This is a genomic window from Embleya sp. NPDC020630, assembly GCF_044334985.1.
In the GTDB taxonomy this organism is placed as follows: Bacteria; Actinomycetota; Actinomycetes; order Streptomycetales; family Streptomycetaceae; genus Embleya.
Genome location: NZ_JBIRUB010000006.1, coordinates 370,010 through 396,433 on the forward strand (window position 1 = coordinate 370,010; position 26,424 = coordinate 396,433).

General features: G+C 72.5%; 23 protein-coding genes. 7 read left to right on the forward strand and 16 right to left on the reverse strand.

What is annotated here, in order from left to right:
- Window positions 1-367: 367 nt before the first annotated feature.
- Complete coding sequence (locus ACH4XV_RS23040) at window positions 368-1,195, forward strand: inositol monophosphatase family protein (RefSeq protein WP_395792645.1); 828 nt, start codon at window positions 368-370, stop codon at window positions 1,193-1,195.
- 80 nt (window positions 1,196-1,275) lie between these two features.
- Here ACH4XV_RS23040 and iolD read toward each other — a convergent pair whose 3' ends face one another.
- The 9 genes from iolD to ACH4XV_RS23085 form a co-directional block, all read right to left on the reverse strand.
- The gene (iolD, locus tag ACH4XV_RS23045) at window positions 1,276-3,189 is read right to left on the reverse strand and encodes a 3D-(3,5/4)-trihydroxycyclohexane-1,2-dione acylhydrolase (decyclizing) (protein ID WP_395792647.1); all 1,914 of its coding nucleotides are present in this window, start codon (window positions 3,187-3,189) and stop codon (window positions 1,276-1,278) included.
- Window positions 3,186-4,088 (reverse strand): 5-deoxy-glucuronate isomerase, encoded by a 903-nt coding sequence (gene iolB, locus ACH4XV_RS23050; RefSeq protein ID WP_395792649.1) that lies wholly within the window; start codon window positions 4,086-4,088, stop codon window positions 3,186-3,188. The genes iolD and iolB overlap by 4 nt, the downstream gene beginning before the upstream one ends.
- Complete coding sequence (locus ACH4XV_RS23055) at window positions 4,085-5,002, reverse strand: aldolase (RefSeq protein WP_395792651.1); 918 nt, start codon at window positions 5,000-5,002, stop codon at window positions 4,085-4,087. Before ACH4XV_RS23055 ends, iolB begins: the two co-directional genes overlap by 4 nt.
- The gene (gene iolC, locus ACH4XV_RS23060) at window positions 4,999-6,036 is read right to left on the reverse strand and encodes a 5-dehydro-2-deoxygluconokinase (protein WP_395792653.1); all 1,038 of its coding nucleotides are present in this window, start codon (window positions 6,034-6,036) and stop codon (window positions 4,999-5,001) included. Before iolC ends, ACH4XV_RS23055 begins: the two co-directional genes overlap by 4 nt.
- Before the next feature lie 76 nt (window positions 6,037-6,112).
- A complete protein-coding gene (locus ACH4XV_RS23065; RefSeq protein ID WP_395792655.1) occupies window positions 6,113-6,988 on the reverse strand; it encodes an ATP-binding cassette domain-containing protein in 876 nt (291 codons plus the stop codon).
- Window positions 6,985-8,103, reverse strand: coding sequence for an ABC transporter permease (locus tag ACH4XV_RS23070; RefSeq protein ID WP_395792657.1), 1,119 nt, complete (start codon window positions 8,101-8,103; stop codon window positions 6,985-6,987). The genes ACH4XV_RS23065 and ACH4XV_RS23070 overlap by 4 nt, the downstream gene beginning before the upstream one ends.
- Entirely contained in the window at window positions 8,100-9,095 is a 996-nt protein-coding gene (locus ACH4XV_RS23075; RefSeq protein ID WP_395792658.1) for a sugar ABC transporter substrate-binding protein, read from the reverse strand. The genes ACH4XV_RS23070 and ACH4XV_RS23075 overlap by 4 nt, the downstream gene beginning before the upstream one ends.
- A 183-nt stretch (window positions 9,096-9,278) precedes the next feature.
- Window positions 9,279-10,166 (reverse strand): TIM barrel protein, encoded by an 888-nt coding sequence (locus ACH4XV_RS23080; RefSeq protein ID WP_395792660.1) that lies wholly within the window; start codon window positions 10,164-10,166, stop codon window positions 9,279-9,281.
- On the reverse strand, window positions 10,163-11,332 hold the full coding sequence (locus ACH4XV_RS23085; RefSeq protein ID WP_395792662.1) for a Gfo/Idh/MocA family oxidoreductase: 1,170 nt from the start codon (window positions 11,330-11,332) through the stop codon (window positions 10,163-10,165). The genes ACH4XV_RS23080 and ACH4XV_RS23085 overlap by 4 nt, the downstream gene beginning before the upstream one ends.
- A 406-nt stretch (window positions 11,333-11,738) precedes the next feature.
- Between ACH4XV_RS23085 and ACH4XV_RS23090 the strand changes: the two genes are divergently transcribed.
- The 3 genes from ACH4XV_RS23090 (at window position 11,739) to ACH4XV_RS23100 (ending at window position 14,509) form a co-directional block, all read left to right on the forward strand.
- Entirely contained in the window at window positions 11,739-12,740 is a 1,002-nt protein-coding gene (locus ACH4XV_RS23090; RefSeq protein ID WP_395792664.1) for a LacI family DNA-binding transcriptional regulator, read from the forward strand.
- A 118-nt stretch (window positions 12,741-12,858) separates the two neighbouring features.
- Window positions 12,859-13,773 (forward strand): TolB family protein, encoded by a 915-nt coding sequence (locus ACH4XV_RS23095; protein WP_395792666.1) that lies wholly within the window; start codon window positions 12,859-12,861, stop codon window positions 13,771-13,773.
- A gap of 196 nt (window positions 13,774-13,969) precedes the next feature.
- A complete protein-coding gene (locus ACH4XV_RS23100) occupies window positions 13,970-14,509 on the forward strand; it encodes a DUF1772 domain-containing protein (protein WP_395792668.1) in 540 nt (179 codons plus the stop codon).
- A 448-nt stretch (window positions 14,510-14,957) separates the two neighbouring features.
- On the opposite strand, the gene ACH4XV_RS23105 is transcribed toward ACH4XV_RS23100, so the two are convergent.
- From ACH4XV_RS23105 to ACH4XV_RS23115, 3 genes are all read right to left on the reverse strand, one after another.
- Window positions 14,958-15,743 carry a 3-oxoacyl-ACP reductase gene (locus ACH4XV_RS23105; protein ID WP_078981401.1) on the reverse strand — a complete coding sequence of 262 codons (786 nt, stop codon included), beginning with the start codon at window positions 15,741-15,743 and terminating at the stop codon, window positions 14,958-14,960.
- Window positions 15,744-17,096, reverse strand: a complete 1,353-nt coding sequence (locus ACH4XV_RS23110) for an aldehyde dehydrogenase family protein (protein ID WP_395792944.1) — start codon at window positions 17,094-17,096, stop codon at window positions 15,744-15,746.
- Between the two features lie 71 nt (window positions 17,097-17,167).
- The gene (locus tag ACH4XV_RS23115) at window positions 17,168-18,535 is read right to left on the reverse strand and encodes a glutamine synthetase family protein (RefSeq protein WP_395792670.1); all 1,368 of its coding nucleotides are present in this window, start codon (window positions 18,533-18,535) and stop codon (window positions 17,168-17,170) included.
- 83 nt (window positions 18,536-18,618) lie between these two features.
- On the opposite strand from ACH4XV_RS23115, the gene ACH4XV_RS23120 reads away from it, so the two are divergent.
- From ACH4XV_RS23120 to ACH4XV_RS23130, 3 genes are all read left to right on the forward strand, one after another.
- Window positions 18,619-19,362: a FadR/GntR family transcriptional regulator gene (locus ACH4XV_RS23120; RefSeq protein WP_395792672.1), complete on the forward strand. Its 744-nt coding sequence runs from the start codon at window positions 18,619-18,621 to the stop codon at window positions 19,360-19,362.
- Between the two features lie 317 nt (window positions 19,363-19,679).
- The gene (gene eat, locus ACH4XV_RS23125) at window positions 19,680-21,143 is read left to right on the forward strand and encodes an ethanolamine permease (RefSeq protein WP_395792674.1); all 1,464 of its coding nucleotides are present in this window, start codon (window positions 19,680-19,682) and stop codon (window positions 21,141-21,143) included.
- A gap of 119 nt (window positions 21,144-21,262) precedes the next feature.
- Window positions 21,263-22,048 carry a gamma-glutamyl-gamma-aminobutyrate hydrolase family protein gene (locus tag ACH4XV_RS23130; protein WP_395792676.1) on the forward strand — a complete coding sequence of 262 codons (786 nt, stop codon included), beginning with the start codon at window positions 21,263-21,265 and terminating at the stop codon, window positions 22,046-22,048.
- An 8-nt stretch (window positions 22,049-22,056) separates the two neighbouring features.
- On the opposite strand, the gene ACH4XV_RS23135 is transcribed toward ACH4XV_RS23130, so the two are convergent.
- From ACH4XV_RS23135 to ACH4XV_RS23150, 4 genes are all read right to left on the reverse strand, one after another.
- Window positions 22,057-22,872, reverse strand: coding sequence for a lipopolysaccharide kinase InaA family protein (locus ACH4XV_RS23135; RefSeq protein WP_395792678.1), 816 nt, complete (start codon window positions 22,870-22,872; stop codon window positions 22,057-22,059).
- Window positions 22,873-22,956: 84 nt separating this feature from the next.
- Window positions 22,957-23,928 carry a hypothetical protein gene (locus tag ACH4XV_RS23140; protein ID WP_395792680.1) on the reverse strand — a complete coding sequence of 324 codons (972 nt, stop codon included), beginning with the start codon at window positions 23,926-23,928 and terminating at the stop codon, window positions 22,957-22,959.
- Window positions 23,921-24,112 carry a hypothetical protein gene (locus ACH4XV_RS23145; protein WP_078981407.1) on the reverse strand — a complete coding sequence of 64 codons (192 nt, stop codon included), beginning with the start codon at window positions 24,110-24,112 and terminating at the stop codon, window positions 23,921-23,923. Before ACH4XV_RS23145 ends, ACH4XV_RS23140 begins: the two co-directional genes overlap by 8 nt.
- Before the next feature lie 281 nt (window positions 24,113-24,393).
- On the reverse strand, window positions 24,394-26,400 hold the full coding sequence (locus ACH4XV_RS23150) for a phosphocholine-specific phospholipase C (protein ID WP_395792682.1): 2,007 nt from the start codon (window positions 26,398-26,400) through the stop codon (window positions 24,394-24,396).
- Window positions 26,401-26,424: the final 24 nt, after the last annotated feature.

Consider the following 26,424-nt stretch of genomic DNA (forward strand, 5'->3'; position numbering starts at 1 on the left):
CAACCCACCGCTCACCAACCACCACCCCAAGCCCCCACAAACCCCACACTCGGTAACCGTGCCCAACAGCGGGTATCGGATCGGCTCGGCCACCGTGTGCGGCCGAGCCCGCACCCGCGGCGACGACCGCAGTGCGACCCCACGCCCGGGACCGGCGACCGCGAGACGTGCGGGTGGGGGCCAACTTGGTGGTGGTGGGGGGTGGGGGTCGACATAATGCTGGGGCAAGGAGTTGCAGGGCGGCGAGTCGGTGTCGGGGCGGTCTTCGCTCGGGGCGAGGGGCGTGGGTCGGGCGTGGGGGCCGGTGGGTGCTCCGTGGTCGGTCGGGCACCGGTTTCATCGAGCGCCGTAGGCAAGGAGCGTCACCGTGGTCTTCCCCCTTCCCCGTACGCTTGCGGCGCTGCGCGTCGCCCGAGAGGCCGCCCAGGTCATTCGCCGGGCCGGGCGACCCCGGCGGATCCGGCTCAAGTCGTCGTCCGCCGACCTGGTCACCGCGACCGATCTGCGCGTGGAGAAACTGGTTCGGGCGTGGCTGGGCAGCCATTATCCGCAGGACGCGGTGGTCGGCGAAGAGGGCGGCGGGCTGGCCGAGTTGGACCTCGAACGCCCGACCTGGTTCGTCGATCCGCTCGACGGCACCACCAACTTCGCACACGGACTGCCGCACTACGCCTGCGCGATCGCGTTCTGGGACGGCGAACGACTCGCCCTGGGCGTGGTCGCGGACGCGACGCGGCGCCGGACGTACTGGGCCGAGGCCGGGCGCGGGGCGTACGAGGGCCGCAAACGCCTGCACGTCTCGGACACCCGCACCCTGGGCCGCAGCGTGATCGCCACCGGCTTCCCGCCGTCGCGGGCGACCGATCCGGACAACAACCTGGCCGAGTTCCTGTCGGTGGTCAACGACACCCGTGACGTGCGGCGGTTGGGCTGCGCCGGCATCGACCTGTCCTGGGTGGCCGCGAGCCGGCTCGACGCCTATTGGGAGCAGCGCTGCGGTCCGTGGGACTGGGCGCCCGGCGCGATCCTGGTCCGCGAGGCGGGCGGTCGGGCGACCACCTTCGAGGGCGACGACTGGAAGCCCGGCGACGGGGAGTTGGTCGCGTCGAACGGCGCCATTCACGACCGTTTGCTGGGCTCGTTCGCCGAGGCGCGAGCGGTCGCGGGCCTCCCGGCACGGCCGATCGCGGCCTGATCACGGCCTGAGCGTGGTCTGATCGCGCGCACGAGGGCTCGGGTGGCGCGATCCACCCGAGCCCGGCGGCGCGGGCTCGGTCAGCCCCGGGCCGTGCGTTCCGCTCTCGCCTCGTCCATCCGGCCTCGGGCCGCCGTCACTTCGGGCCGCGCGGAGACTTCGGGGACGCCGACCTCCCACCACGCGCCGGATTCGGTCCAGTGGTTCGGGCTGGTCCGCACCACCACCACGGCCGGCCGCCGCGACGCCCGGGCCGCCGTGTACGCCTTCTCCAGGTCGGCCACCGTGTCGGCGGTGAACACCTCGGCGCCCAACGCGGCGGCGTGCGCGGCGAAGTCGACCCGGTGGTCGGCGGCGGCGCCCGGCCCCCGGCAGTCGGTGATCATGTTGTTGAACGGCGCCGCGCCCTGCCCCTCCTGCAACCGCGCGATCACCGCGTAGCCGCCGTTGTCGCAGACCACCGCGACGAACCGGTGCCCCGACAACACCGCCGAGTACACCTCGGAGTTGAGCATCAGATACGACCCGTCGCCCAGGAGCGTGGTGACCACCCCCTCGGGCCGCGCCATCGCCGCGCCCCACGCGCCCGCGATCTCGTAGCCCATGCAGGAGAACCCGTACTCGACGTCCATCGTCGGCGCCCCGACCGCGCCCACCGACCGCCAGCCGCCCACCAGTTCGCCGGGCAGCCCGCCGCTGGCGGTGAGTACGTAGTCCTGGGGCCCGGCCAACCGGTTGACCACGCCGACGACCTGCGCGTACGTCGGCGGGTCCGCCGGATCGCCCGGCGCGCGCAGTGCGTCGATCACGCCGTCCCAGGCCCGGCGTTCGCTCGCGGCGCGCGCGGTCCAGGCCGGATCCGGGCGCCAATCGCCCAGCAGCGGGGCCAGTTCGCGCAGCGCCTCCCGCGCGTCCCCCGTCACCGGCGCCGCACCGCGCTTGACCGCGTCGAACCGGGCCGCGTTGATCGACACCAGGCGCGCGTCGGCGGCGAAGACCGTCCAGGACGCGGTGGTGAAGTCCTGAAGGCGGGTGCCCACGGCCAGGATCAGATCCGCGTCGGCCGCGAGCGCGTTCGCCGACGCGGATCCGGTGATGCCCAACGGTCCGGCGTGCAGCGGGTGTTCGTGCGGCAGCAGGGTGCGCCCCGCGACCGTCTCGGCGAACGGGACACCGTACGCCTCGGCGAGCGCCAGCACCTCCGCCGCCGCGTCCGCGTACCGCACCCCGCCGCCCACCACCAGCAACGGCCGCGCGGCCGCCCGCACGAGCGCCGCCGCGTCCGCCAGTTCGCCCAGATCCGGGCGCGGGCGCACCGGCCGATGCAGCCGGGGCGCGAACATCGCGACCGGGAAGTCGTACGCCTGCCCCTGCACGTCCTGCGGCAGCGCCAGCGTGACCGGTCCGCAGTCGGCGGGGTCCGTGAGCACCCGGGCCACCTGCGGCAGCGTGGCGATCAGCTGCTCCGGCCGGGTGATCCGGTCCCAGTAGCGACTCACCGAGCGGAACGCGTCGTTGACCGTGCCGCTCGGATCGTGGAAGTGCTCCACCTGTTGCAGCACCGGATCGGGCGCCCGGCTCGCGAAGGTGTCCCCCACCAGGAGCAGCAGCGGCAGCCGATTCGCGTGCGCCACGCCCGCCGCGGTGACCATGTTCAGCGCGCCGGGCCCGATCGAGGACGTGGCGACCATCACCTGTCGGCGCTGCGTCGCCCGCGCGTAGCCGACCGCCGCGAGCGCCATGCCCTGTTCGTTCTGACCGCGCCACACCGGCAGTTGCCCACCCGCCTCGTGCAGCGCGTCGCCCAGGCCGAGCACGTTGCCGTGGCCGAAGATCGCGAACACGCCCGGGAACAGCGGCACTCGGCGGCCGTCCACGAGTTCGCTCCCCTGGGCGATCAGCCAGCGCACGAGAGCCTGGGCGGTGGTCAGCCGCACGGTGGCACCGGACGTCGGCACCGGAGGCACCGGAGGCACCGGAGTCGTCGCAGTCATCGGCTTCCTCCGTCGAGGGCGGGCGGCGAGGTGAGCGGGCAGCGCGGATCGACCGGCTGCCCGGCCCAACTGTCCCGTACCCAGTGGTGGGCGGGGTCGTCGCAGGCGAGCATCGCGCGTTCGGCGGCGGGTCCGGCCATCACGTTCAGGTAGTAGAGATGGTGTCCGGGAGTGGCCACACACGGGCCGTGGTAGCCGCGCGGGACCAGGAAGACGTCCCCGTCGCGCACCGTCACGGTCTCGTCGATCGAGCCGTCGGCGGTGTAGGTGCGATGCAGCCCGAAGCCCTCCCGGTCGGGGGTGCGCCCGTCCCGGCCGGCCACCCGGAAGAAGTAGATCTCCTCGTTGACGACCTCGTGCGCGCTCGCCTCGTCGTGCTTGTGCGGCGGGAACGACGACCAGTTGCCGTCCGGGGTCAGAATCTCGCAGACCACCAGTTTGTCCGCGTCGAACGCATCCGGCGTCAGCAGGTTGTTCGCCTGCCGGGTGGCCCGACCCGCGCCGCGCACCTCGACCGGCACGGCGGCGGCCGGCCCGTACGCGGGATCCAGCCGTCGGGTCGCCCGCGCCGAGGCCAACGCCACCTCGCACCCGTGCGCCGCGCTCAGCCGCAGTTCCGCGTCGCGCGGGACGTACGCGAAGTCCGGCACGGCGGTGAACACCGTTTCGCGCCCGGCCAGTTCGAACCGGCGGCCCTCGGTCTCCACGGTCAGCCCACCGGCCAGCGGGATCACCGCCACCTCGTGGTCCCCGGTGTCCAGCACCCGCCGGCCCCCCGGCGGCAGGTGGATCACCCGAAGTCCGCTGTAGCGCCAGCCGGCCAGTTCGGGCGTGATCAGCAGCGGGTCGTCGGCCCCGCCCGCCGTGCCCCAGGGGTGGAACAGTCGCGGGTCGCTCACACGATCACCTCCGCCGCACGCGGATTGGCCGCGCGCAGGATCCGCGCGGCGGCGTCCACCGCGCCGCGCACGTCCCCGTCGGCCGGATACAGCAGCGCCCGGCCGACCACCAGGCCGCGCACCGCCGGCTGCGCGAGCGCCCGGCCCCACGACGACAGGTCGGCCCGCGGATCGGCCGACGGCACGCCGCCCAGCACGACGGTCGGCAGGGTCGTGGCGCCGGCCACCTTGTCCGGCTCATCGGTCGCGGGCAGCTTCAGCCACGTGTAGGCGGAGGTCGTCCCCAGCGCGGAGGCCACCGTCACGGCCCGCACATTGGCCTCGGTCGACCGATCCAGAACCAGCCGCCCGGACGTGTCGCGCCGATAGGGCAGCGGTTCGATCATCGCCCGGACCCCCCGGTCGGCCAGCTCGCTCACCGCCCGCGCGCAGCCCTCCAGGGTGGGTATCGTGCCGGCGTCGGCGTCCACGATGCGCAACAACATCTTGCCGCCGTCGAGCCGGTAGCGGTCGATGGCCTCGGCGTCGTACCCGGTGAACCGGTCGTCGATCTCCCAGGACGCGCCGGCCAGGCCGCCCCGGTTCATCGACCCGATCACCACCTTGTCCTCGAGCACCCCCAGGAGCAGCAGCTCCTCGATCACATCGGGTGTGCCCAACACCCCGTCCACGTCCGGGTGTTCCAGGGCGGCTGCCAACCGGTCGAGGAGGTCGCGCCGGTCGGCCATGGCGAGTGCGTCCCCGCCCACCCCCAGCGAGCCGCGGCCGGGGTGGTCGGCGGCGACCAGGAAGAGGGTGCCGTGCGAAGAGAGCAGGCTCGGTCGGCGACGGCGCTCGTCGTACGCGGCGAGCACCGCGTCGGGCCGATTCGCCCGGGTCGCGAGCAGGGTGTTCCAGTCGTGGTCGCTGATCACGTTCGGGTCTCCAACATCGGGTGGTTCACGATCGGGTGGTTCACATTCGTCGCGTGTGCGCTCAGCAGTTCCGCTATCTCCCCCGGCGTCGGCATCGCGTCCGCGCACGCGAGCCGTCCCGCCACCAGCGCCCCGGCGGCGTTGGCGAATTCGGCGATCCGCACCGGGTCCCACCCGGACAGCAGGCCGTGCACGAGCGCGCCCCCGAACGCGTCGCCCGCGCCGAGCCCGCACACCACCTCGACCCGGCGCGGCGCCACCGTGTGGCTGCCCTCGGCGGTGGCCACCAGCACACCCTCGGCGCCCTTCTTGACCAGGGCCAGCCGCACCCCCCGAGCCAGCAATCGCCGCGCGGCCTCGTCCGGATCGGCCGTGCCCACCGCGATCTCCACCTCGGCCCGGTTGCCCACCACCACGGTGGCCTCGTCGACGAGCGCGCCGATGTGCCGCGAGGCGGTGTCCCGGTCCGGCCAGAACATCGGCCGATAGTCGAGGTCGAGCACGGTGTGCTCGCGCCGACCGCGCGCGGCCAGCATCCGCAGATGGGTGCCGCGCGAGGTCTCGACACTGGCGCCGGTCCCGGTCACCCACAACACCGGGACCCGACGGACCAGGTCCCACGGCACGTCCGCGTCGGTGAGCGTGAGATCGGGCGCGGTCGGCAGTCGGTAGAACAGCAGCGGCGGATCCTCCGGCGGGTCGAGCGCGCAGAACACCACCGGCGTCAACAGCCGTTCGTGCGTGGACACCCAGGCGGGATCGACCCCGAACCCGGTCAGCGCGTCGCGGACGAACGTACCGAACGGATCCGCGCCGACCTTGGTCAACACCGCCGATCGACGGCCGAGCCGGGCCGCGGCGACCGCCACGTTGGTGGCGGTGCCGCCCAGGAACCGGGCGAAGGTCTCGACCCGGTCGAGCGAGACGCCGCTCTGCTGCGGGTACAGGTCCACCCCGACCCGTCCGACGGTCAGCACCTCGGGCCCGGTGTCGAAGGGCCCGCCGCGCTCCGGCTCCACCGCGGGCCCGGTCATGCCCGCACCCCCGCCATGGCTTCCCGCGCTCCCGTCATGCCTTTCCGCGCCGCCGGCACGTCTTCCCACGCCGCCGTCATGCCTTGGCCCCCGAATGCAACTCGTGTGCCAGCGCTTCCAGTTCGGCGCCGCCGGCCATCTGCCGGGTGAGTTCGGCCAGGGTGATCTCGTCCTTCGTGTAACTGCCCTGGCTGCGCCCGCGGTTGAGCAGGAGGAACCGGTCCCCGACCGGGTGCGCGTGGTGCGGGTTGTGCGTGATGAACACGACGCCCAGGCCCCGATCGCGCGCCCGGGCGATGTACCGCAGTACCGTTCCGGCCTGCTTGACGCCGAGCGCGGCGGTGGGCTCGTCCAGGATCAGCACCTTGGCGCCGAAGTGCACGGCCCGGGCGATCGCCACGCACTGCCGTTCGCCGCCGGAGAGCGTACCCACCGGCTGCTCCACGTCCCGCAGGTCGATCCCCATGTCGAGCAGCGCCCGGCGCGCGCCGGCGCGTGCCTGCGCGATGTCGAGCCGGGCGAACGGCCCGCGCCCCTTGCGGGGTTCGGAACCGAGGAAGAAATTGCGCCACACGCTCATCAGCGGCACCACGGCCAGGTCCTGGTAGACCGTGGCGATCCCCCGGTCCAGCGCCTGGCGGGGCGAGTGGAAGTGCACCGGCGCGCCCTCGACGAGGTATTCGCCGCTGTCGTTGGCGTGCACGCCGGCCAGGATCTTGATGAACGTCGACTTGCCCGCGCCGTTGTCCCCCAGGACACACGTGACTTCGCCGGCGTCGACCGAGGTGGACACGTCGTCGAGCGCGATCACGTTGCCGAACCGCTTCCCCACACCGCGCAGTTCGAGCAGGTGCCCGGCCCCGGCGCCGGCCCGGGTGGCACCCGAACCGAGCGGGGCGGGGGCGTCCGGTGCGGCGCCGGTCGGCCGGGGTTCGGGAGTGGTGTTCGTCATCGGCGGGACCTTTCCGCGCGGCGCCGGAAGGAGTTGTTGACCAGCACGGCGGCGAGCAGCATCACCCCGAGGAAGAGCTGGAACCAGTCGCTGTTCCACTTCGCGTAGACGATGCCCTGCCGGGCCATGCCGAAGATGAGCGCACCCAGGGCGGCGCCGATCGCCGACCCGTAGCCGCCGGTGAGCAGACAGCCGCCGATCACCGCCGCGATGATGTACTGGAATTCGAGCCCGATGCCCTGATTGGCCTGGACCGAGGTGTAGCGCAGGATGTTGATCGAGCCGACCAGCCAGCCGGCCGCGGCGGTGGTCATGAACAACACGATCTTGGTCCGGTCGACCGGGACGCCGACGTTGCGCGCGCTCACCGGTGCGCCGCCGACGGCGTAGATCCAGTTGCCGAACCGGGTACGGGCCAGCACCCACGTGGCCAGCGCGGCCAACAGCAGCCACCACAACACGGAGACCTGGATCTCGGTGCCGGCCACGGCCATCGTCGAGGCGAAGAACCGCCCGGCCGACTCGTAGCCGTCGGTGGCCCGCATCCCGCTGACCTGGACGCTGTTCGTCACATGCCGGGTGACCCCGAGGTTGAGGCCCTGGAGGGCCAGGAACGTGCCGAGCGTGATGATGAAGCTGGGCAGTCCGGTACGCACCACCAGCCAGCCGTTCAGCGCACCGACGGCCAGGGCGAAGAGCAGGGACACCGCGAGCGCCGGCCAGACGGACCAGCCCGCGCGGGTGGCGAGCATGGCGGTGATCAGCGCGGTCGAGGCGGTCATCACCCCGGCGGACAGGTCGAATTCGCCGCCGATCATCAGCAGGGCCACGGCGACCGCCATGATCCCCAAAGTGGCCGAGTCGTCCAGCCAGGTCGCGGCACCTGCGGCGGTGAAGAAGCCGTCGGCGACGACCGAGAAGAACACCATGACCAGCACGGCGCCGATCAGCGAGCCCAACTCCGGTCGCACGAGCAGTCGGTGGGCCAGGCTCACGGGCGACACCCGCTCGTCGCGGGCGCGCGCGGGCCCGGGCGCCTCGGCGCCGGCGCCGCCGGAGATCTGCACCGACGGCGCGGGGGTGGGCGCGGGCTTCGACGGTGGCGTCGTGGTCATCTCGTCCCCCGCTGCGCGTATCCGGCCACCGCGTCGACGTTGTTCTTGTCGACGAATCCGGGACCGGTCAGGACCGGCTTCCCGCCGCCGACGGTGTTGGCGTTGTCCCGATACAGCTTGATCATCGTCACCGGCAGGTAGCCCTGGAGGTACTGCTGCTGGTCCACCGCGAAGACGATCTTGCCGCCCTTGATCGCGGTGACCACGTCGGGATTGAGGTCGAATGTGGCGATCTGCGCCTTGGAGTTGGCGTCGCCGACCGCACCCACGGTCACCGCGGCGACCTGCGGGTTGAGCGCGAGCACGGCGTCGATCGAGGAGTCGGACTGGAGCGCGCCGCGGATCCGGGCCTGGGTGTCGGTGGGGTTGCCGATGTCGACCTGGAGGGTCTGCGTCGCGCCGCCGAAGCCGGCCTTGGCGCCGTCGCACCTCTGGTTCAGGCCGATGTTGCCCGCCTCGTGGATGACGCACAACATCTTGGTCCGGCCCGCCTGCTTGAGCTTGGCGCCGGCCGCCTCGCCGGCGATCGACTCGTCCTGGCCGACGTGCGCGATCGCGCCGAACTCGGCGGACCTGCTCTGCCCCGAGTTGATGGTGATCACGGGGATGCCCTTGGCGGTGGCCGCCTTGATCGAGTTGGCCAGCGCGTCCGGGTTGGCCATCGAGACCACGATCCCGCCCACCCCCTGGGTGACCGCGTTGTCGACCAACCGGGCCTGGCCGGCCGGGTCGCCGTTGCCCTGGTACTGGACGTCGACGCCCAGCTTCTTGCCGGCGTCCTGCGCGCCGTTTTGTACGACGCTCCAGAACGCGTCACCGGCCGAGCCGTGGGTGATCACGGCCACCGTGTTGTTGCCCTTGGCCGCGACCGTCGGTGCGCTGTTCGCGGTGTTCTTGGTGTCCGGGTCCGAACCGGAGGGACTGCTGCAGGCGGCGAGGACGAGCGCGGACACGCCGAGGGCTGCGGCGAATCCGAGGGAACGTCGGGGCATCGAATACTCCTCGTCAGGACGTTCGGGAGGTTCGGGGGAGGTGATGAGGGTGAGGGTCGGGTGCGGCTCGGGTGCGTGGGCGGCTGGGGGTACGCGGCGTACCGGGCACCCGGCCCGGTAGGTGTGTCGTACCCCGACCGGGCGACCGAATCCGCCCGCCGCACCGCGCCCGGCGCCCACCGGTCAGTTGCCGCGCAGGTGGGCCAGCGCGCGCGCGGTGTCCCGGCGCGGCAGGTCCGCGTCGGCCGGGTCGTCGCCGAGGCGCGTGTCCTGTTCGAGGACGTACCAGTTCCGATAGCCCGCCGCGCGCAGCGTCGCCACTATCTCGGCGACCGGGACGTCGCCCTCGCCGATCGGGCGGTATATGCCGCGCCCGACCGCCTCGGCGTAGGTCAGCGCGCCGGACCGCACCAGCGCGGCGGTGTCCGCGTGGACGTCCTTCAGGTGCACGTGCCCGATCCGGTCGGGGTGGCGGCGGACCAGGTCGAGGGGGTCGGTGCCGCCGATCAGCAGGTGTCCGGTGTCCAGGCACAGCGGCAGGGTGCTGTCCCGGAGGAAGCGCTCGACCTCGGCCGCGTTCTCCACGTGGGTGCCGACGTGCGGGTGCAGCGTGGCGCGCAGGCCGCGGTCGGCCGCGATGCGGGCGATCTCCTCGGCGGTGGAGACCAGTTGCCCCCACTCCGCGTCGGACAACTCGCGTCGGCTGTCGTAGCCGTCCAGACCGGTGGCGGCGGCCAGCACCAATACCTCGCCGCCGGCGACCGCGATCAGTTCGGCGGTGTGCGCGGCGGCGGTCAGCGTCTGCGCCAAGCGGTGCGGGTCGTGCAGGACGAGGGCGGCGAAGGAGCCGACCAGGGCCAGGCCATGGCCGGCCAACACGTCCTTGAGCGCGGCGGGGTCGTCCGGCAGGTAGCCGGGCGGGCCCAGTTCGGTGGCGGTCAGGCCCAGAGCGGCCATCTCGCCGAGCACGGTGTCCACCGGGAGCATCGGGCCCCACCCGGGCACCTCGCACACCCCCCACGTGATCGGCGCGCCCGCGAGCCGCAGGTCGGCTCCGGCGGGGGCGCTCACGACGCCGCCTCGCCGAGCGCCGACACCGCCGGGTCGACGGTCGGCGGGTCCGGGACCACCGGGCGCCCCTCGCGCCGCGACCGCTCGCAGGCCTCGGCCAGGATCAGACTGCCCAGCGAGTCGCGCACCGGCGACGGATTGGCCATCCGCCCGGCGACCACCTCGACGAACACCCGCATCTCGTTGCCGTACGCCCGCGCGAAGCGCTCCGGGAAGCCCGGGTAGGCGTCCGGCCCGGCCTGCGGTCCGCCCTCCTCCAGCGAGGTCAGCGGGGTGCGCGGGTCCAGACCCACGGCGAGCGACTGGGCCGAGCCCAGTACCTCGATGCGGTGGTCGTATCCCGCCGGGTTGTGCCGCCCGCCGGTGAGCACCGCGTGCGCCCCGCCGGCGAAGCGCAGCATGACCACCGCGTTGTCCACGTCGTCGGCGTCCGCGAACGCCTGGTCGACCAGCACCGATCCGCCGGCGTACACCTCGACCACGGGTTCGCCGATCAGCCACGGCACCGCGTCCAGGTCGTGGATCAGCAGGTCGCGGAAGATCCCGCCGGACGCGGGCAGGTAGCCGAAGTCCGGCGGCGCGGCGTCCTGGCCGACCGCGCGGACCAGGTAGGGCGTACCCACCTCACCCGCGTCCAGGCGCCGCTTCAGCTCGACCACGGCCGGGTCGAACCGGCGCTGGAAGCCGACCAGCACCGGCACCCCGCTCGCCTCCACCTCGGCGATCAGCGCGCGCATCGCCGGCACGTCCGAGGCGATCGGCTTCTCGCACAACGTCGGGACCCCGGCGGCGACGGTGCGGCGCACCATCTCCGGGTGGGTGTCGGTGGGCGTGGCCACCACGACCCCGTCCACCTCGCCGAGCAGGGTGTCGAGGTCGGCGACCGCCTCGGCGCCGATCTCCCGGGCGAGGGCGTCCGCGCGCCCCGGTTGGGGATCGAACAGGACGAGCTTGTCGACCGTCTCCAGGTCGGTGAGGTTGCGCGCGTGCATCGCGCCGATCCGCCCCACGCCTGCGACTCCGATACGCATCAGATTCATTTCTCCAGTGGGCAGGTGGAACTTGGCAGTCGAGCCGATCGAGGAGCCTCCCCGGGCCCGCCCGACGGAGCACTCCGCATGTTGGTGCGCTCCATTTTTTGGAGCGCTCCAATCCGAGAACGCCACAAGACTGATACTCGCCGTCCGAGCATGTCAAGGGTCACCCGCCACGTTGGCCGAACGTGGTCGACACACCCGGATCAGTGGGCAGTACAGCCATTCGCAGGGTCGGTCGCCGCGGCCCGGGCCCGGTCGGAGTGGAGCGCTCCATTCTTTGGAGCGCTCCAAGCGTGTATCTTCGGTTCAGGTTGTCGGTCGGGAGCCCGGTGTGACCGGGGTCCGGCCGCATGGGGATCGTGGGGATCACGGCGCCGAGGTTCGGGTGCCGGGTGGACGGGGCGCGGTTGTGCGGGTCGCGCTCCCACCGTGACGTCGACGTCGTGGAGTCGTCGTCGCCAATCGACGCCACCGACCCGGCCGGCGGCGCGCCGTCGGATCGACAACGCCGCATCCGGGAGAAAGGTGAGCATCAGTGTCCGGTCCCACCCTCGAGGACGTCGCCGCCCGCGCCGGGGTCTCCCGCTCCCTCGTGTCGTTGGTCATGCGCGACTCGCCCAAGGTCAGCGAGGTCCGGCGGCAAGCCGTGCTCGCCGCCGCCCGCGAGTTGGGCTACCGCCCCAACCTCAACGCCCGCACGCTGGCCACCGGCCACAGCAGCACCCTCGGCGTGATGATCTCCGACCTGCACAACCCGTACTTCGCCGAGGTGGTCGACGGCGTCGAGGCCGCCGCGCACGACAACGGCATGGAGATCATCCTGGGCACCGGTGGCCGCCGGCCCGCGCACGAGCGCCGCAGCGTCGAGCGCCTGCTCCAGTTCCGCCCCGCCGGCCTGCTCCTGCTCGGCCCCGTGGTGGAGACGGCGGCGATCGAGGAGGCCGCGTCCCAGGTGCCCACCGTCCTGGTCGCCCGCGGCGTGCGGGCGGGGCACGTGGACACGGTCAACGACGACGGCGCCACCGGATCGGCGCTGGCCGTCGAGCACCTGGCCGCGCTCGGCCACCGCGACATCGTGCACGTGGACGGCGGTGGCGGCTCGCAGTCGTCGGTCCGCCGCCGGGGCTACGAACAGGCGATGCGGCGACTGGCGTTGGCCCGCCACCTGCGCGTGGTGCCGAGCGAGTACACCGACATCGGCGGCGCCGAGGCCGCCCGCGTCCTCCTGGCCGGCGACGCGCTCCCGACCGCGATCGTCGCGGCCAACGACTTCAACGCGGTGGGCATCATCGGCGAACTGTCCGAGGCGGGCGTCCGGGTGCCCCAGGACGTGTCGGTGATCGGCTACGACAACACGCATCTGGCCGGGCTTCGGCACATCGGGCTGACCACGATCAACCAGCCGAGGGAGGAGATGGGCCGGCTCGCCACCGAGACCCTGCTCCAGCGCCTGCGCGGTGAACGCACCCGGGCCGCCCGCCACCTGCTGCACCCCGAACTGGTCGTCCGCACCAGCACCGGCGCGCCGAGGAGTTGAGCGCTGACCGACTCTTTGCCGTGCCGGGTCCGCTCCGGTGCCACACTGGCGATCATGCGAAGGGCCGGGCGGCGTGCACCGGCCACCGGCGACGGACAGGAAGCGCAGGGGCATCGTGGTGGTTCGTCCTCCCTGGGAATTGACGACGGCCGAGGTACGCGAACGGGTGATCCGCCGCGCCCGGCTGTTGCTCGTCGTGGGCCACGGACGTGGCCGGCGCACGGTCGTCCTGGACGCCGACACCGGCGATTTCGTCGGAATACCGGGTCGGCCGCGCGGCCCCGAGACCGAAGCGCTGTCGTTGTCGCCCGACGGAACCCACGTGGTCTTCCGCGCCGGCTCCCGGTGGCGGTCGGCCCGCCGGCTGGTCGTGCACACGCTGGCCACCGGCGAACAGCGCACGTTCGACGCCCGCGCCGACGGCCTCGACCGACAGGCCGTGCTCTCCCCGGACGGATTCTCCCTGGCAACGCTGGGCGACCTCGACGACGACGTACTGGTCTCGATGCTCGACATCCGCACCGGCACCCGGCGGCGCCTGTGGTCGACCGAGGGCATGAGCATCCTCAGCGGTTGGCTCGGCTGGTCGCCCGACGGTCGCCGACTGGCCGTCACCTACGACACCCACGACGCGGACGGCCGGACAGTGGTGATCGACGCCCGCGACGGCCGCCTCGTCGGCCGGCACGAGGGCATGGTGGCCCTGCCCGGCGCCAACGGCGGCTGGCTCGGCCCGGACGAACTGCTGCTCACCCCGGACGAGTTCGACACGGACACGCCGCCCGTGTTCCTGGCCCGCCCGGACACCGGCGAAGTCGACCGGTACGACCCGGAACTGGCCTGGCTCGACCGGCTGGCCGCCGTCGACGGCCGGGTGATCCAACGCGAGAACATCGACCCCGACGTGGCCGGCGTACGGCTGGTGAGCACCGAACTCGACGGCACCGACCCCCGCCCGTTCCTGACCATCGGCCCCGGGCCGGCCCTGGTGCTGTTCGACCACGCCCCACGATCGGGAGCATGGTCGGCCTGACCGGGCGCGGCCGGCCGCCCGCGTCCCGGTCCCTCGCCGCATCGATAACTCCTGGGTTAACCCCGGTTCCGGGATCGGCCGTTGTTCGGGAGCGACGCACCCGCGAATCTTGAGGTGTCGGAAGAACGGCACGGCAGACCACCGAGGAAAGCCACCGCCCCGACGCCAACACCTCATCGCCACAAGGGAGTTCGTCATGGCCGCCATCAACGACACGCTCGTCGTCGCCTCGACCGCCACGGCCCGCACCCACACGACCGTCGGCCGCTGGCTCACCGCCGGCGCCGTCACCAACACCCTGATGGCCGGCACCTACGTCGCGTTCTCCGCGGTCGTCATGCCGTGGCTCGGCACCAAGGACGACGCCGGCTTCGTGACCACCATGCAGGACATCAACACCGGCATCGAGAACCCGCTGTTCTTCGCGGTCTTCACCGCCGCCATGGCCGCCCCCGCCGTCGCCGCCTGGAAGCTCCGCAGGCTCGGCGGCGGCGCAGCCATGAAGTGGGCCCTCGCCGCCCTCGCCCTCTACACCACCACCGTCCTGACCACCTCCGGCGTCAACGTCCCCCTCAACCAGGCACTCGCCCACGCCGGCAGCGCCGACCCGACCAAGACCCGCACCGACTTCGAAACCACCTGGAACATCTGGAACGGCATCCGCGCGGCCCTCTCCACCATCGCCGCCTACGCCTCGGTCAAGGCCGTCCGCCTGCACCGCCGCAACCGCGTCTGACCTCGGCCCCGATCGAAATCGACGGCGAATGCGCCCTGTTTCACCGACCGAACCGACCAGCCGCACCACGATCCCAAATCGACCGTGCGACGCATCGCGCACACGACCTGGCCCGCCGCGGCCGGCCGCTGCCGATCGCCGGCCCCGCCTTCCCGAACACCGCCGCCGGCCGGGTGCTGATGGCCCGTCGGCCGGACCTGGTCGCGCACCTGCGCACCCGCCCGCTGCGCTCCGTAACCCTCGACATCGTCCGGGCCTTCGCGGCCACCCACGCCGCGCCCTTGGCGGAGATCGCGACGATCGGGCGCCGACGTGCCACATGCGCGACATGCCGCCGCCGACCGGTCGCGTACGGCGCGAACGATCGGCGGCGGCCGACCCGCGGGCGGGTAGGCGTGATCGCGCCCGCGGGCGCTCACCGGCGGGTCGAACCCGCCTATGGGATGGGCTACATCGGGGTGACGTACGCCCCGGCGATGCCACCGTCGACCAGGAATTCGGCCGCGTTCACGAACGACGCGTCGTCGCTGGCCAGGAACGCGACCGCGGCGGCCAGTTCCTCGGGCTCGGCGAACCGGCCCACCGGGATGTGCACCAGGCGGCGCGCGGCGCGCTCGGGGTCCTTGGCGAACAGCTCCTTCAGCAGCGGGGTGTTCACCGGTCCCGGGCACAGCGCGTTGACCCGGATGCCCTCGCGGGCGAACTGCACGCCCAACTCGCGCGACATCGCGAGCACGCCGCCCTTGGACGCGGTGTAGGAGATCTGCGAGGTCGCCGCGCCCATCACCGCGACGAACGACGCGGTGTTGATGATCGAACCGCGGCCCTGCCGGCGCATGTACGGCAGCGCGGCCTTGCAGCACAGGAACACCGAGGTCAGGTTGACCTCCTGGACCCGGCGCCAGGCGTCCAGGCCGGTGGTCAGGATCGAGTCGTCGTCGGGCGGCGAGATGCCGGCGTTGTTGAACGCGACGTCCACCGAGCCGTAGGCGTCGAACGCGGCCTTGAACAGCGCCTCGACCTGTTCCTCGTTCGTCACGTCGACCCGGACGAACAGGCCGCCCACCTCGGCGGCGGCGGCCTTGCCCGACGCCTCGTCGATGTCGGCGCACACCACGTTGGCGCCCTCGGAGGCCAGTCGCCGGGCGGTGGCCAGGCCGATTCCGCTGCCCGCTCCCGTGACGACGGCGGTACGGCCGACCAGGCGGCGGCACACGGGGGTCTGCTCGGTCACTTAGTTCTCCTCGGTGCTGATGAACACGTTCTTCGTCTCGGTGAAGGCGACCAGGGCGTCCGGACCCAGTTCGCGGCCCAGGCCCGATTGCCCGAACCCGCCGAAGGGGGTCGAATAGCGGACACTGCTGTGCGAGTTGACCGACAGGTTTCCGGCCCGGACGGCCCGCGAAACGCGAAGCGCGCGCCCGACGTCGCGGGTCCACAGGGATCCGGACAGGCCGTACGCGGTGGCGTTGGCGAGCCGTACCGCGTCGGCCTCGTCGTCGAAGGGCAACACGACGGCCACCGGGCCGAAGATCTCCTCGACGGCGGTCCGGTCGGCCGCGGACTCCGGGGCGAGCACCGTGGCCGGATACCAAAAGCCCTTGCCGGCCGGCACCTCGCCGCGGATCAGCGCCGGCGCGTCCTCGCGCACATACGAGCGCACCCGCTCGCGGTGGGCCGCGGAGATCAGCGGCCCCATGTGCGTGTCGGGCTCGTTCGGATCGCCGGCCCGGAAGGCCCGTACCGCCGGTTCGAGCAGTTCCAGGAACCGGTCGTACACCGAACGCTGCACCAGGATCCGGGTGCGCGCACAGCAGTCCTGCCCGGTGTTGTCCAGGAATCCGCCGGGGGCGGCGGCCGCGGCGGCCTCGACGTCCGCGTCGGCGAAGACGATGTTCGGGCTCTTGCCGCCGAGTTCGAGGGTGATCCGCTTCAGCCCGGCGGCGCAGCGGGCCATGATGTCCTTGCCCACGGCCGTGGAGCCGGTGAACACCACCTTGGCCACGCCCGGGTGCTCCACCAGAGCCCGTCCGGTCACCGGGCCCGCGCCCGGCAGCACCTGGAACAGTCCCTCCGGAAGCCCCGCCGCCAGGCCCAGTTCGGCCAGGCGCAGTGCGGTCAACGGGGTTGTTTCGGCGGGCTTGAGCAGGACGGCGTTGCCGGCCGCGAGCGCCGGGGCCAGGGCCCAACCGGCGATCGGCATCGGGAAGTTCCACGGCGCGATCACCGCGACCACGCCGAGCGGTTCGTGGAAGGTGACGTCGAGGCCGCCGGCCACGGGGATCTGCCGGCCGTTCAGCCGCTCGGCCCCGCCCGCGGCGTAGTCGAGCAGATCACGGACGTTGCCCGCCTCCCAGCGCGCGTTGCCGATCGGGTGTCCAGCCTCGCGGACCTCCAACCGGGCCAGTTCCTCCAGGTGTTCGTCCACCACGACGGCGAACCGGCGCAATACGCGCGCCCGGTCCCCGGGCGCGCGGGCCGCCCAGTGTTCCGCGGCTCGGGCTGCGCGGACCACCGCCGCGTCCACCTCGGCGACGGGCGTCGCCGCGACGGTGGCGACGATCTCCTCGGTGGTCGGGTCGATGATGTCGTGCTCGTGCGGCCCGTCCGGCGCGAATCGGCCGTCGGGTGCCTGGTGTTCGGACAACGTTCCGATCCTCACATACGTTCGAAGGAGCGGAAGCGCTCCCAGTCGGTGACCGCGGTGTCGTACGCGTCCTGTTCGACCCGCGCCATGTGGAGGTAGTGCTCCACCACCTCCGCGCCGAAGGCGTCCCGGGCGATCGTGGACTGCGCCCACAACTCGGCGGCCTCGCGCAACGTGCCCGGTACGTGCGGCGCGTCGCCCGTGTAGGCGTTGCCCGTGCACGCCTCGCCCGGATCCAGTTCGTGCTCGATGCCGTACAGCCCGGCGGCGATCATCCCCGCGACCGCGAGGTAGGGGTTGACGTCGCCGCCCGGGAGGCGGTTCTCGAAGCGGTGCGCGTGGCCGTGTCCGACCACCCGCAGCGCACACGTGCGGTTGTCCGGGCCCCACGCCACGGCGGTCGGCGCGAACGAGCCGGGACGGAAACGTTTGTACGAGTTGATGTTGGGGGCGTACAGCAGGGTGAACTCGCGCATCGCGGCCAATTGTCCGGCCAGGAAGTGCCGCATCGTCTTCGACATGCCGTAGGCACCGGCCTCGTCCGCGAGCACGGGCCGGCCGGCCTCGTCACGCAGGGACAGGTGGATGTGGCACGAGTTGCCCTCGCGCTCGTCGTACTTGGCCATGAAGGTGAGCGACATGCCCTCCTGCGCGGCGATCTCCTTGGCCCCGGTCTTGTAGACGGTGTGCTGGTCGCAGGTGACCAGTGCCTCGTCGTAGCGGAAGGCGATCTCGTGCTGGCCGAGGTTGCATTCGCCCTTGGCCGACTCGACGGTCATCCCGGCCGCGCCCATCTCGTTGCGGATGCGGCGCAGCAGCGGTTCGACCCGGCCGGTGCCCAGGATCGAGTAGTCCACGTTGTACTGGTTGGCCGGCGTCATCCCGCGGTAGGCGCGATCCCAGCCGGCTTCGTAGGTGTCCTTGAAGACGATGAACTCGAGTTCGGTGCCGGCGTGCGCGGTCCAGCCGCGTTCGGCGAGCCGGTCGAGTTGGCGGCGCAGGATCTGGCGCGGCGAGGCCACGACCGGGGAGCCGTCGTGCCACACAAGGTCCGCGGTCAGTTGGGCGGTGCCGGGGTGCCAGGGGGTGCGGCGCAGGGTGGCGAGGTCGGGGCGCAGCACGAAGTCGCCGTAGCCGCGCTCCCAGGACGACATCGCGTAGCCCGAGACGGTGTTCATGTCGGTGTCCACGGCGAGGAGGTAGTTGCAGCCCTCGGTGCCGTGGGAGAGCGTGTCGTCGAGGAAGAACCGGGCGGCGAAGCGCTTGCCCTGGAGCCTGCCCTGCATGTCGGTGAAGGCCAGGACTACCGTGTCGATTTCCCCGGTGTCGACGAGTGCGCTCAGCTCGTCGACGGACAGCGGGGGCGTTCGGTCTGCCAAGGGAATGCCTCCTGTCGGTCCAACCGGAAGCCATAAGGTATGGCCGTGAACCATTGATTGGGAAGAGCTGGAGGGGAGGGATCGTGGCCGAGGTATCGGGGGCGGACCACCGGGACCGGTTGTCGCCGCTGCTGCGCCCGGTTCGCGCGGGCAACGGCTTCGAGGAGGCGCTGGAGCAGATTCTCCAGGTGATCCGGCTCGGCCTGGTCGCGGACGGCGGCCGGCTGCCGGCCGAGCGCGAGTTGGCCGATCGGCTGGGGGTCAGCCGGGTGACCCTGCGCGAGGTGCTGAAGGTACTGACCGACCAGGGCATCGTGGAGAGCCGCCGGGGACGCTACGGCGGCACCTTCGTGCGTGAGCGTCCGGGGCCGGTGGGCGACGGCTCGGCGGCCGAGCTGCGGCGGCGGATCGCGCGGGTGGACGTGGAGGACACGCTGCGCTTTCGCGAGGTGCTGGAGGTGGGCGCGGCGGGGTTGTGCGCGGCGCAGGGTCTGGACCAGGCGCAGGCCGCGCGGTTGCGGGCGGCGCTCGACCGGACTCGGGACGCGCCGCTGGCGGAGTATCGGCGCTGCGACACGCTGCTGCATCTGACCCTCGCCGAGTTGTGCGGTTCGCCCTCTCTGGCCGCCCAGTACGCGGCGGTTCGGGCCACCGTGAACGATCTGTTGGACTGTATCCCGTTGCTGGTGCGCAATCTGGAGCATTCGCAGCATCAGCACACCGCGCTGGTCGACGCGATCCTGGAGGGCGACCCGGACGCGGCGGCCGAGGTGATGCGCGAACACTGCGCGGGAACGGCGGCCCTACTGCGCGGCTTTCTGGCCTGACGGGGCGACGGGGCGGCACGGTCGAGGGTGATCGCGGGCGCGTGACGGTCTTCCGCGCCCGCCGCGCCGCCGCACCGAACACCCCGCGAGACCTGCCGCCGCCCCGTCGCACCCCGCCTCCCGGGCACGGCGCGAAGCCCCGTCGGGGCCTCCCACGACGCTTCTTGGCGGGACCACCGGGCCTTGCGCATGTCGATATCGATTCGCCCCGGGGTCTTGCGCCGCCCCGACCCGACCGGCAAAGGTATGCGCTCGAACCAATAATCACCCCTCCCCCTCACCCTCCCTCCCGTCAGGAGTGGCTCGTGGTCGACGACATGGCAGCGCGCACGAAGCAGGGCGGCGGCACCGACACGACCGCCGCGCCCGGCACCGCGGACACCTACCTGGAGAAGCGCGCCCTGCGCCGCGGCAGCGCCGGCTGGCTGTTGCTGACCGGCCTGGGTGTGGCCTACGTGGTCTCGGGCGACTTCTCCGGGTGGAACTACGGCCTGGCCGAGGCCGGCTTCGGCGGGCTGGCGATCGCCGCCGCGCTGATGGGCCTGATGTACACGTGCATGGTGTTCTCGCTGGCCGAGCTGGCCTCGATCCTGCCCGCGGCGGGCGGCGGCTACGGCTTCGCGCGCCGCGCCCTCGGCACGTGGGGCGGCTTTTTGACCGGGACCGCGATCCTGATCGAGTACGTCCTGGCTCCGGCCGCGATCGTGATCTTCATCGGCGACTATGTGGAGTCGCTGAACCTGTTCGGCCTGGAGTCGTCGTGGCCGGTCTACCTCGCGTGCTTCGTGATCTTCATCGGCATCCACCTGTGGGGCGTCGGCGAGGCGCTGCGGTTCAGCTTCGTGGTGACCGGCATCGCGGTGGCGGCGCTGCTGATCTTCGCGGTCGGCGCGTTCACCGAGTTCGACGGCGGTGGGCTGAACGACATCCCGGTCGACCACGACGCGCTCGGCGCCAACTCGTGGCTGCCGTTCGGCCTGCTCGGCATCTGGTCGGCGTTCCCGTTCGGGATGTGGTTCTTCCTGGGTGTGGAGGGGGTGCCGCTGGCCGCCGAGGAGACGAAGGATCCGGCCCGTACGCTGCCCAAGGCGATGGGCCTGTCGATCGGCGTGTTGCTGCTGCTGGCCGTGCTCACCTTCCTGGCCGCGACCGGGGCGCACGGGTCGAACGCGGTCCTGGACGCGGGCAACCCGCTGGTGACCGCGCTCCAGGGCGACGGTGATCCGACCGCGCTGAGCCGGTTCGTCAACTACGCGGGTCTGGCCGGCCTGGTGGCCTCGTTCTTCTCGCTGATCTACGCCGGGTCGCGGCAGCTGTTCGCCCTGTCCCGAGCCGGTTACCTGCCCCGCTTCCTGTCCCTGACCAGCCGCCGCAAGGCGCCGTGGCTCGGCCTGGTGGTCCCCGGCGCGCTGGGCTTCACGCTGGCCGCCTGGAGCGGGGACGGCGCCCGGATGCTCAACATCGCGGTGTTCGGCGCGACGATCTCGTACGCGCTGATGTCGCTGTCGCACATCGTGCTCCGCCGCCGCGAACCCGACCTGCCCCGGCCGTACCGCACGCCCGGCGGCAGCCTCACCTCGTCGGTCGCCTTCGTGCTCGCCTGCTCCGCGCTGGTCGCCACGTTCCTGGTGGACAAGGAGGCCGCGTTCATCGCGCTGGGTGTGTACGCGGTCGCGCTCGCGTACTTCGCGCTGTACAGCCGGCATCGTCTGGTGGCGAACGCGCCGGAGGAGGAGTTCGCGGCGCTGGCCGCCGCCGAGGCCGAACTCGACCGGGACTGACCCGGACGCCCGCCCGTACCCGACGCGTGGACCCCCGCGGCCCCGCCCGACCCCGACCCCGACCCCACCGAACCCCGGCACCCGTCCGCCGCGCACCGTGAGGAACCGAGCCGCCCGCCATGCCCAAGCCCCTGATCGGTATCAGCACCTACCACGAGGAATCCGTCCGCTGGGGCGCGTGGCACCAGCCCGCCGTCCTGGTCCCCCTCGACTATCCGACGTACTTCCGGCGCGCCGGCGGCCTGGCGGTCCTGCTGCCGCCGGACGCGCCCGAGGCGGCGGCCGAGACGGTGGCGCGGGTGGACGCGGTGGTGATCGCGGGCGGGCCGGACGTGCGGCCGGAGCGCTACGGCGCGCAGCCGCATCCGCGGACCGGGCCGGCCAACGAAGCGCGCGACGTCTGGGAGATCGCGCTGATCGAGGCGGCCCTCGGGTCGAACACCCCGCTATTGGCCATCTGCCGGGGTATGCAGCTGCTCAACGTGGTGCTCGGCGGCACGCTGATCCAGCACCTGCCGGACGTGGTCGGCCACGGCGACCACTCCGGCCCCCCGGGAACACTGGCCGCGCACGTGGTGGAGCCGCTCCCCGGCACGCTGTTCGGATCGCTGGGCGCGGAGGCGTACGAGGTGCCGACCTACCACCACCAGGCGGTGGACCGGCTCGGCGAGGGGCTCGTGGTGGGCGCCCGGGCCCGGGACGGCATCGTGGAGGCCGTGGAGCTGCCGGGCGACGGCTTCGTACTCGGCGTGCAGTGGCACCCCGAGGCGGGCTTGGACACACGCGTCGCCGACGCCCTGGTCGCCGCCGCCCGCCGGCCGCACCTCGTGTCCGCCCGACGCCCCGAGGCTGCGCCGCACACCGCCACGATCACCGACACCGATTTCCCCTCGCCGGTCGCCTGAGGCCAGGCTCACAGGCCCTTGGCGCGCCGGGCCGGGTCGAGGGACATCGTCGCCTCGATCAGCGACTCCAGATCGGGGTCCGCCCACGGCCGGGCGTCGACCAGCGGTGTGCGGCGCCGGCCGGTGGCGATGTCCTCCAGGATGTCGGCGGCGCCGACCCCGTCGCCGACCTGCCGGTCGGTGGCGGGCGGGCGACCGGTCCACGCGGCCCGGAAGGAGGCGCCGAGGCTGTACACCTCGGCGGCGTCGCTGAGCTCGATGTGCTCGCCGGGCCCGGTGTCCAGGAGGCGCCTGGCTATCTCGGGCGCGGTGGTCAGGTCCATGCCGCCCCGATAGGGCACCGGCAGCGGGAGCAGGTCGCGGTGCTGGGCGAGGTCGTGGTCGATGAACTCGATCTCGCCTCCCGGGGTGACCAGGATGTTCATCGGCTGGATGTCGCCGTGGTGCCAGCCCGCCGCGTGCAGCCGGGCCAGGCCCGCGAACGCCCGGTGTGCCAGGACCGGCAGGTGATGCGCCCGGCCGGGACCACCGCGTCGGGCGGAGGCGCACCACCGCCACAGAGTCACCCCGGGCCGCCACTCCACCGCGGTCCACAACCCGGTGCCCACGCGCCCGCACGTGCCCGAGACCGGATACAGCCCCTGCTTGCGCAACAGCGTCAGCGCCCGCGCCTCGTGGCGCAGCGGGACGGCCTCCGCCGGGCCCTCCGCGGTCTTGATCCGCCACTGTCCCGCCCGCCAGGCGTTGGTGTGGTGCGCGGTCAGCGGACGCGGGCGGTCGGCGATGCCGAGGGCGTCCAGCGCGGCGGCGAGCAGCGGATCCATTCCCCGATCTTCGCAGGCACCCGGGACACCGTGGACGGCCTGGGGGATGACGGCGGGTCTTCGGGTCACGCGAGGGGCGCGCGCTCAGCCGCAGACGGCGCGGAGGGGGTCGCTCGGTCGGCTGCGGCCGTGCCGCAGGGTATGGGCGATCCGGGCGGATATCGGCAGCCCGGTCGCGCTCTCGATCCAGCCGAACTCGCCGACGCAGTTGGTCTCCAGGTAGGTCCAACCGGTGGCGGTGACCACGAAGTCCAGGGCGGCGTAGGTGAGTCCGAGATCGCGGACGTGCTCGACACAGGCCCGTGCCAGGTCCGGCGGCGGGGTGATCACCCGGTGCTCGCACGCGTCGGCGGGCACGGCGCGCCAGTCCAGTTCCCCGTCGGTGGTGATCGCCGCAGCGAAGACCCGGTCGTCGACGACCGTCACCCGCGCGTCGAACAGCCGGTCCTCGACCAGGGCCTGGAGGTAGTGCAGGGTGCCGGCGATCCCGGTCAGGTCGTCGGAGAGCCGGATGCGCGTGGTCGGGATGAACGTGGTGTGCCGCTGGGTCAGCGCCTTGACCACGACCTTGTCCCGATGCGCGGCGATGAACGCGCGTGCGGCCCCGGGATCGCTGGTGAACAGCGTGTCGGGCACGGTGAAGCCGCGCCGCGCGGCGGCCCGCAGCTGGGTGGGTTTGTGGCGTGACGCCTCGACCACGGTGGGATCGTCGATCCACACCTTCAGCGGCTGCGCGCGCAACAGGCCGAGCAGCGCGGTGGTGTTCTCGTCCGCCCGCCAGCGCTCCTCGGCGGAGGCCGGCGTGTCGGGGCGGGTGGGCTTGCGCCAGTAGACGGCGCAGTGCTCGTCCAGGGTCACCGTCGCGGTACCGGAACTCAACACGGTGCGCCAGCGCCCACCACTGAAGTGCCCGGTCACCAAAGGCCGTTCGCGCATTCGCCCCGGATCCAGACGCAGGACGGCCGTCGGGCCGCCGAGGAGGTGAGCCGCCACCATGTCGGCGGTCAGATCCTCCTCGGTGGCCACGATCACGACGCCCGCGCCGTGATCAGTCATCCTTCTTGTAACCCCGGGGTTCCTGGGTGCCGGTGTAGGTACCGGAGTTCACCGCGTGGATCAGCAACTTCCCACCCGCGGTGACGTTGACGCACAGATCCGGGTCGTAGTGGTGACGGGGCAGCACGGGCGCCCCACCCATGGGAACCGGGGCCCTGCGGCCGAGGATCAAGGGACCGGTCATGGCCTCTCCTGACTGTGAATGTGCGACGACCCGAAACGGTGCGTCATGTTCATCAACGCTGAGACTGCCCCGTTCAGTTGCACTCACAGCCAAAGAAGCCAACCGGCTTCCCGCTTCCACCCCACACCGCCCGTCCCCGCGCCGGGCCGTTTGCCCTCGATGCCCGAATCGAGCACGCACCCGGCGAACCGGCGGGACCGGACGACACTCGTACCGGGAGCCGACCCACAGCCGCCTTCCCCCGGGCCCGGTGCATCCGGGGCCGGGGGAAGGCAGGGCGGTCAGTCGCGGTCGGAGGGGTGGACCGTGCCGGCGTAGCGGCGGGTGAAGCCGTCGGGGGCGGTGATCGTGATGTCGTAGCGGCCGTGTTCGTCGGTGGGCCAGGAGACCGAGTCGTGGGCGCGCGGGCCGATCCAGTGGTCGCGCGCGGTGCCGCCGAAGTCGTTCGGGGTGATGGTGAAGCGGACTTCCGTGTCGCCGTCGTTGCCCAGTTGCAGGTCGAGCCGCGCCGAGTCCGGCCGGCGCCCGCGCAGCGTGGCCCGGACCGACGGCACGGGGATGTCGCGCTGCGGCTCGCGCACCACGGTGCCGGCGAAGCGTCGTACGAAGCCGTCCGCCCCGTGCACGCTGAAGTCGTAGGCGCCGTCCGTGCCCGCCGCCTCCCACACGTACGTCGCGCTCTTGCCGGCCGCCACCGTGAACGGCGTTCCGGCGAACGGCAGCGCGATGTTCGGGAACACGGTGAAGTGGTAGCCCACGGTGCCGTCGTTGACCAGCGTGCACACCACCCGACCGGTGCCCCGGTCCACGGTCGTGTCCGCCCACGGCCGGTACGGCAGCGGCCGATGCGGCCGGTAGCCGGGTTCCTGGACCGGCACCTGCTGGGCGCCGGGCTCGGGCAACCGCACACCGGGCAGCGCCTTGGCCGCGTCCGCCTTGGCGATCAGCTCGTTCGTGTCCGGCAGCGCCGGGATGGTGAAGTCGGGCCGGCCGAAGTCGAAGCACGAGGTCAGATCGCCGCAGACGGTGCGCCGCCACGCGGATATGTTGGGCTCCGCGACCCCCGTCACCGTCTCCAGGAAGCGCAGCACCGACGTGTGGTCGGCCACCTGCGAGTTCACCCGCCCGCCCCGGCTCCACGGCGAGACCACCCACAGCGGCACCCGCGACCCGAGACCGATCGGCCGCCCGCCGACGAACTCCTCGGGCGTACCCGGCTCCGGCATCGGCGGCACCACGTGGTCGAAGTACCCGTCGTTCTCGTCGTACATCAGCAGGAACACGGTGTGCTTCCACACCTCGGGGTTGGCGAACATCGACCGCAGCGCCGTATTCACCCAGTGCGCCCCGTAGTTCGGCCCGGCGTCGGGGTGTTCGCTGAACAGGTACGGCGCGACCAACCAGGAAACCGTCGGCAGGGTGCCGTCCTTGCAGTGCGCGTCGAACGCGCTCAGGTCCCACTTGGTCATCGCGTTCACATACCGCGGGTCGTCCTTGGCGAACGTGTGGAACTGCTTGAAGTACGACAGCCCGTTGTCGTCGTAGTCGCCGTAGCGCTCGTCCTTGCTCGGGTTGTGGTACACCCGCCAGCTCACCCCGGCGGCGGACAACCGCTCGGCGTAGGTGGTCCAGTCGGCGACCGGGTTGTCCGTCACGGGGGTGTTGTCGATCCACGGCCCCGTGGTGCCGTCCCGACCGGGTCCCGCCGTGCCCGACCACAGGTAGAGCCGGTTGGGGTCGGTGGGCCCGTTGAGCGAGGTGAAGTACGCGTCGCAGACGGTGAACGCGTCGGCGAGGGCGTACTGGTACGGGATGTCCTCCCGGGTGAAGTAGCCCATCGACCGCTCGCCCTTGGCCGCCACCCAGCGGTTCTGCGCGCCGTTGTTGACCGCGGTGTGCCCGGTGCTCCAGTCGTGCGGGAGGCCGCCGGCGTTCTGCGCGTTGTACTTGGTGGAGTCCATCCGGTACGGCAGCAGATAGCCGCCATCGGTGCGGCCCGGGTGCGGCTGGCGGAACACGTCGCCGCCGCCCGGCAGGACCAGCCCCTGCCGGTCGGCGAAGCCCCGCACGCCCGCGAGCGCGCCGAAGTAGTGGTCGAAGCTGCGGTTCTCCTGCATCAGGATCACCACGTGGCGCACGTCCTTGATGCTGCCCGGCGCGGGCCGGCGGGCGGCGTCCACGGCCGGATCCGGATCCGCCTGCGCGGGCGTCGCGGTGAGACCCACCGCGCCGGCCGCGCCGACGGCCGCGGAGGCCCCCACGAAGGAGCGGCGGCTGAACTCGGTCATGGCGAAGCGACCTTTCGGGAAAGG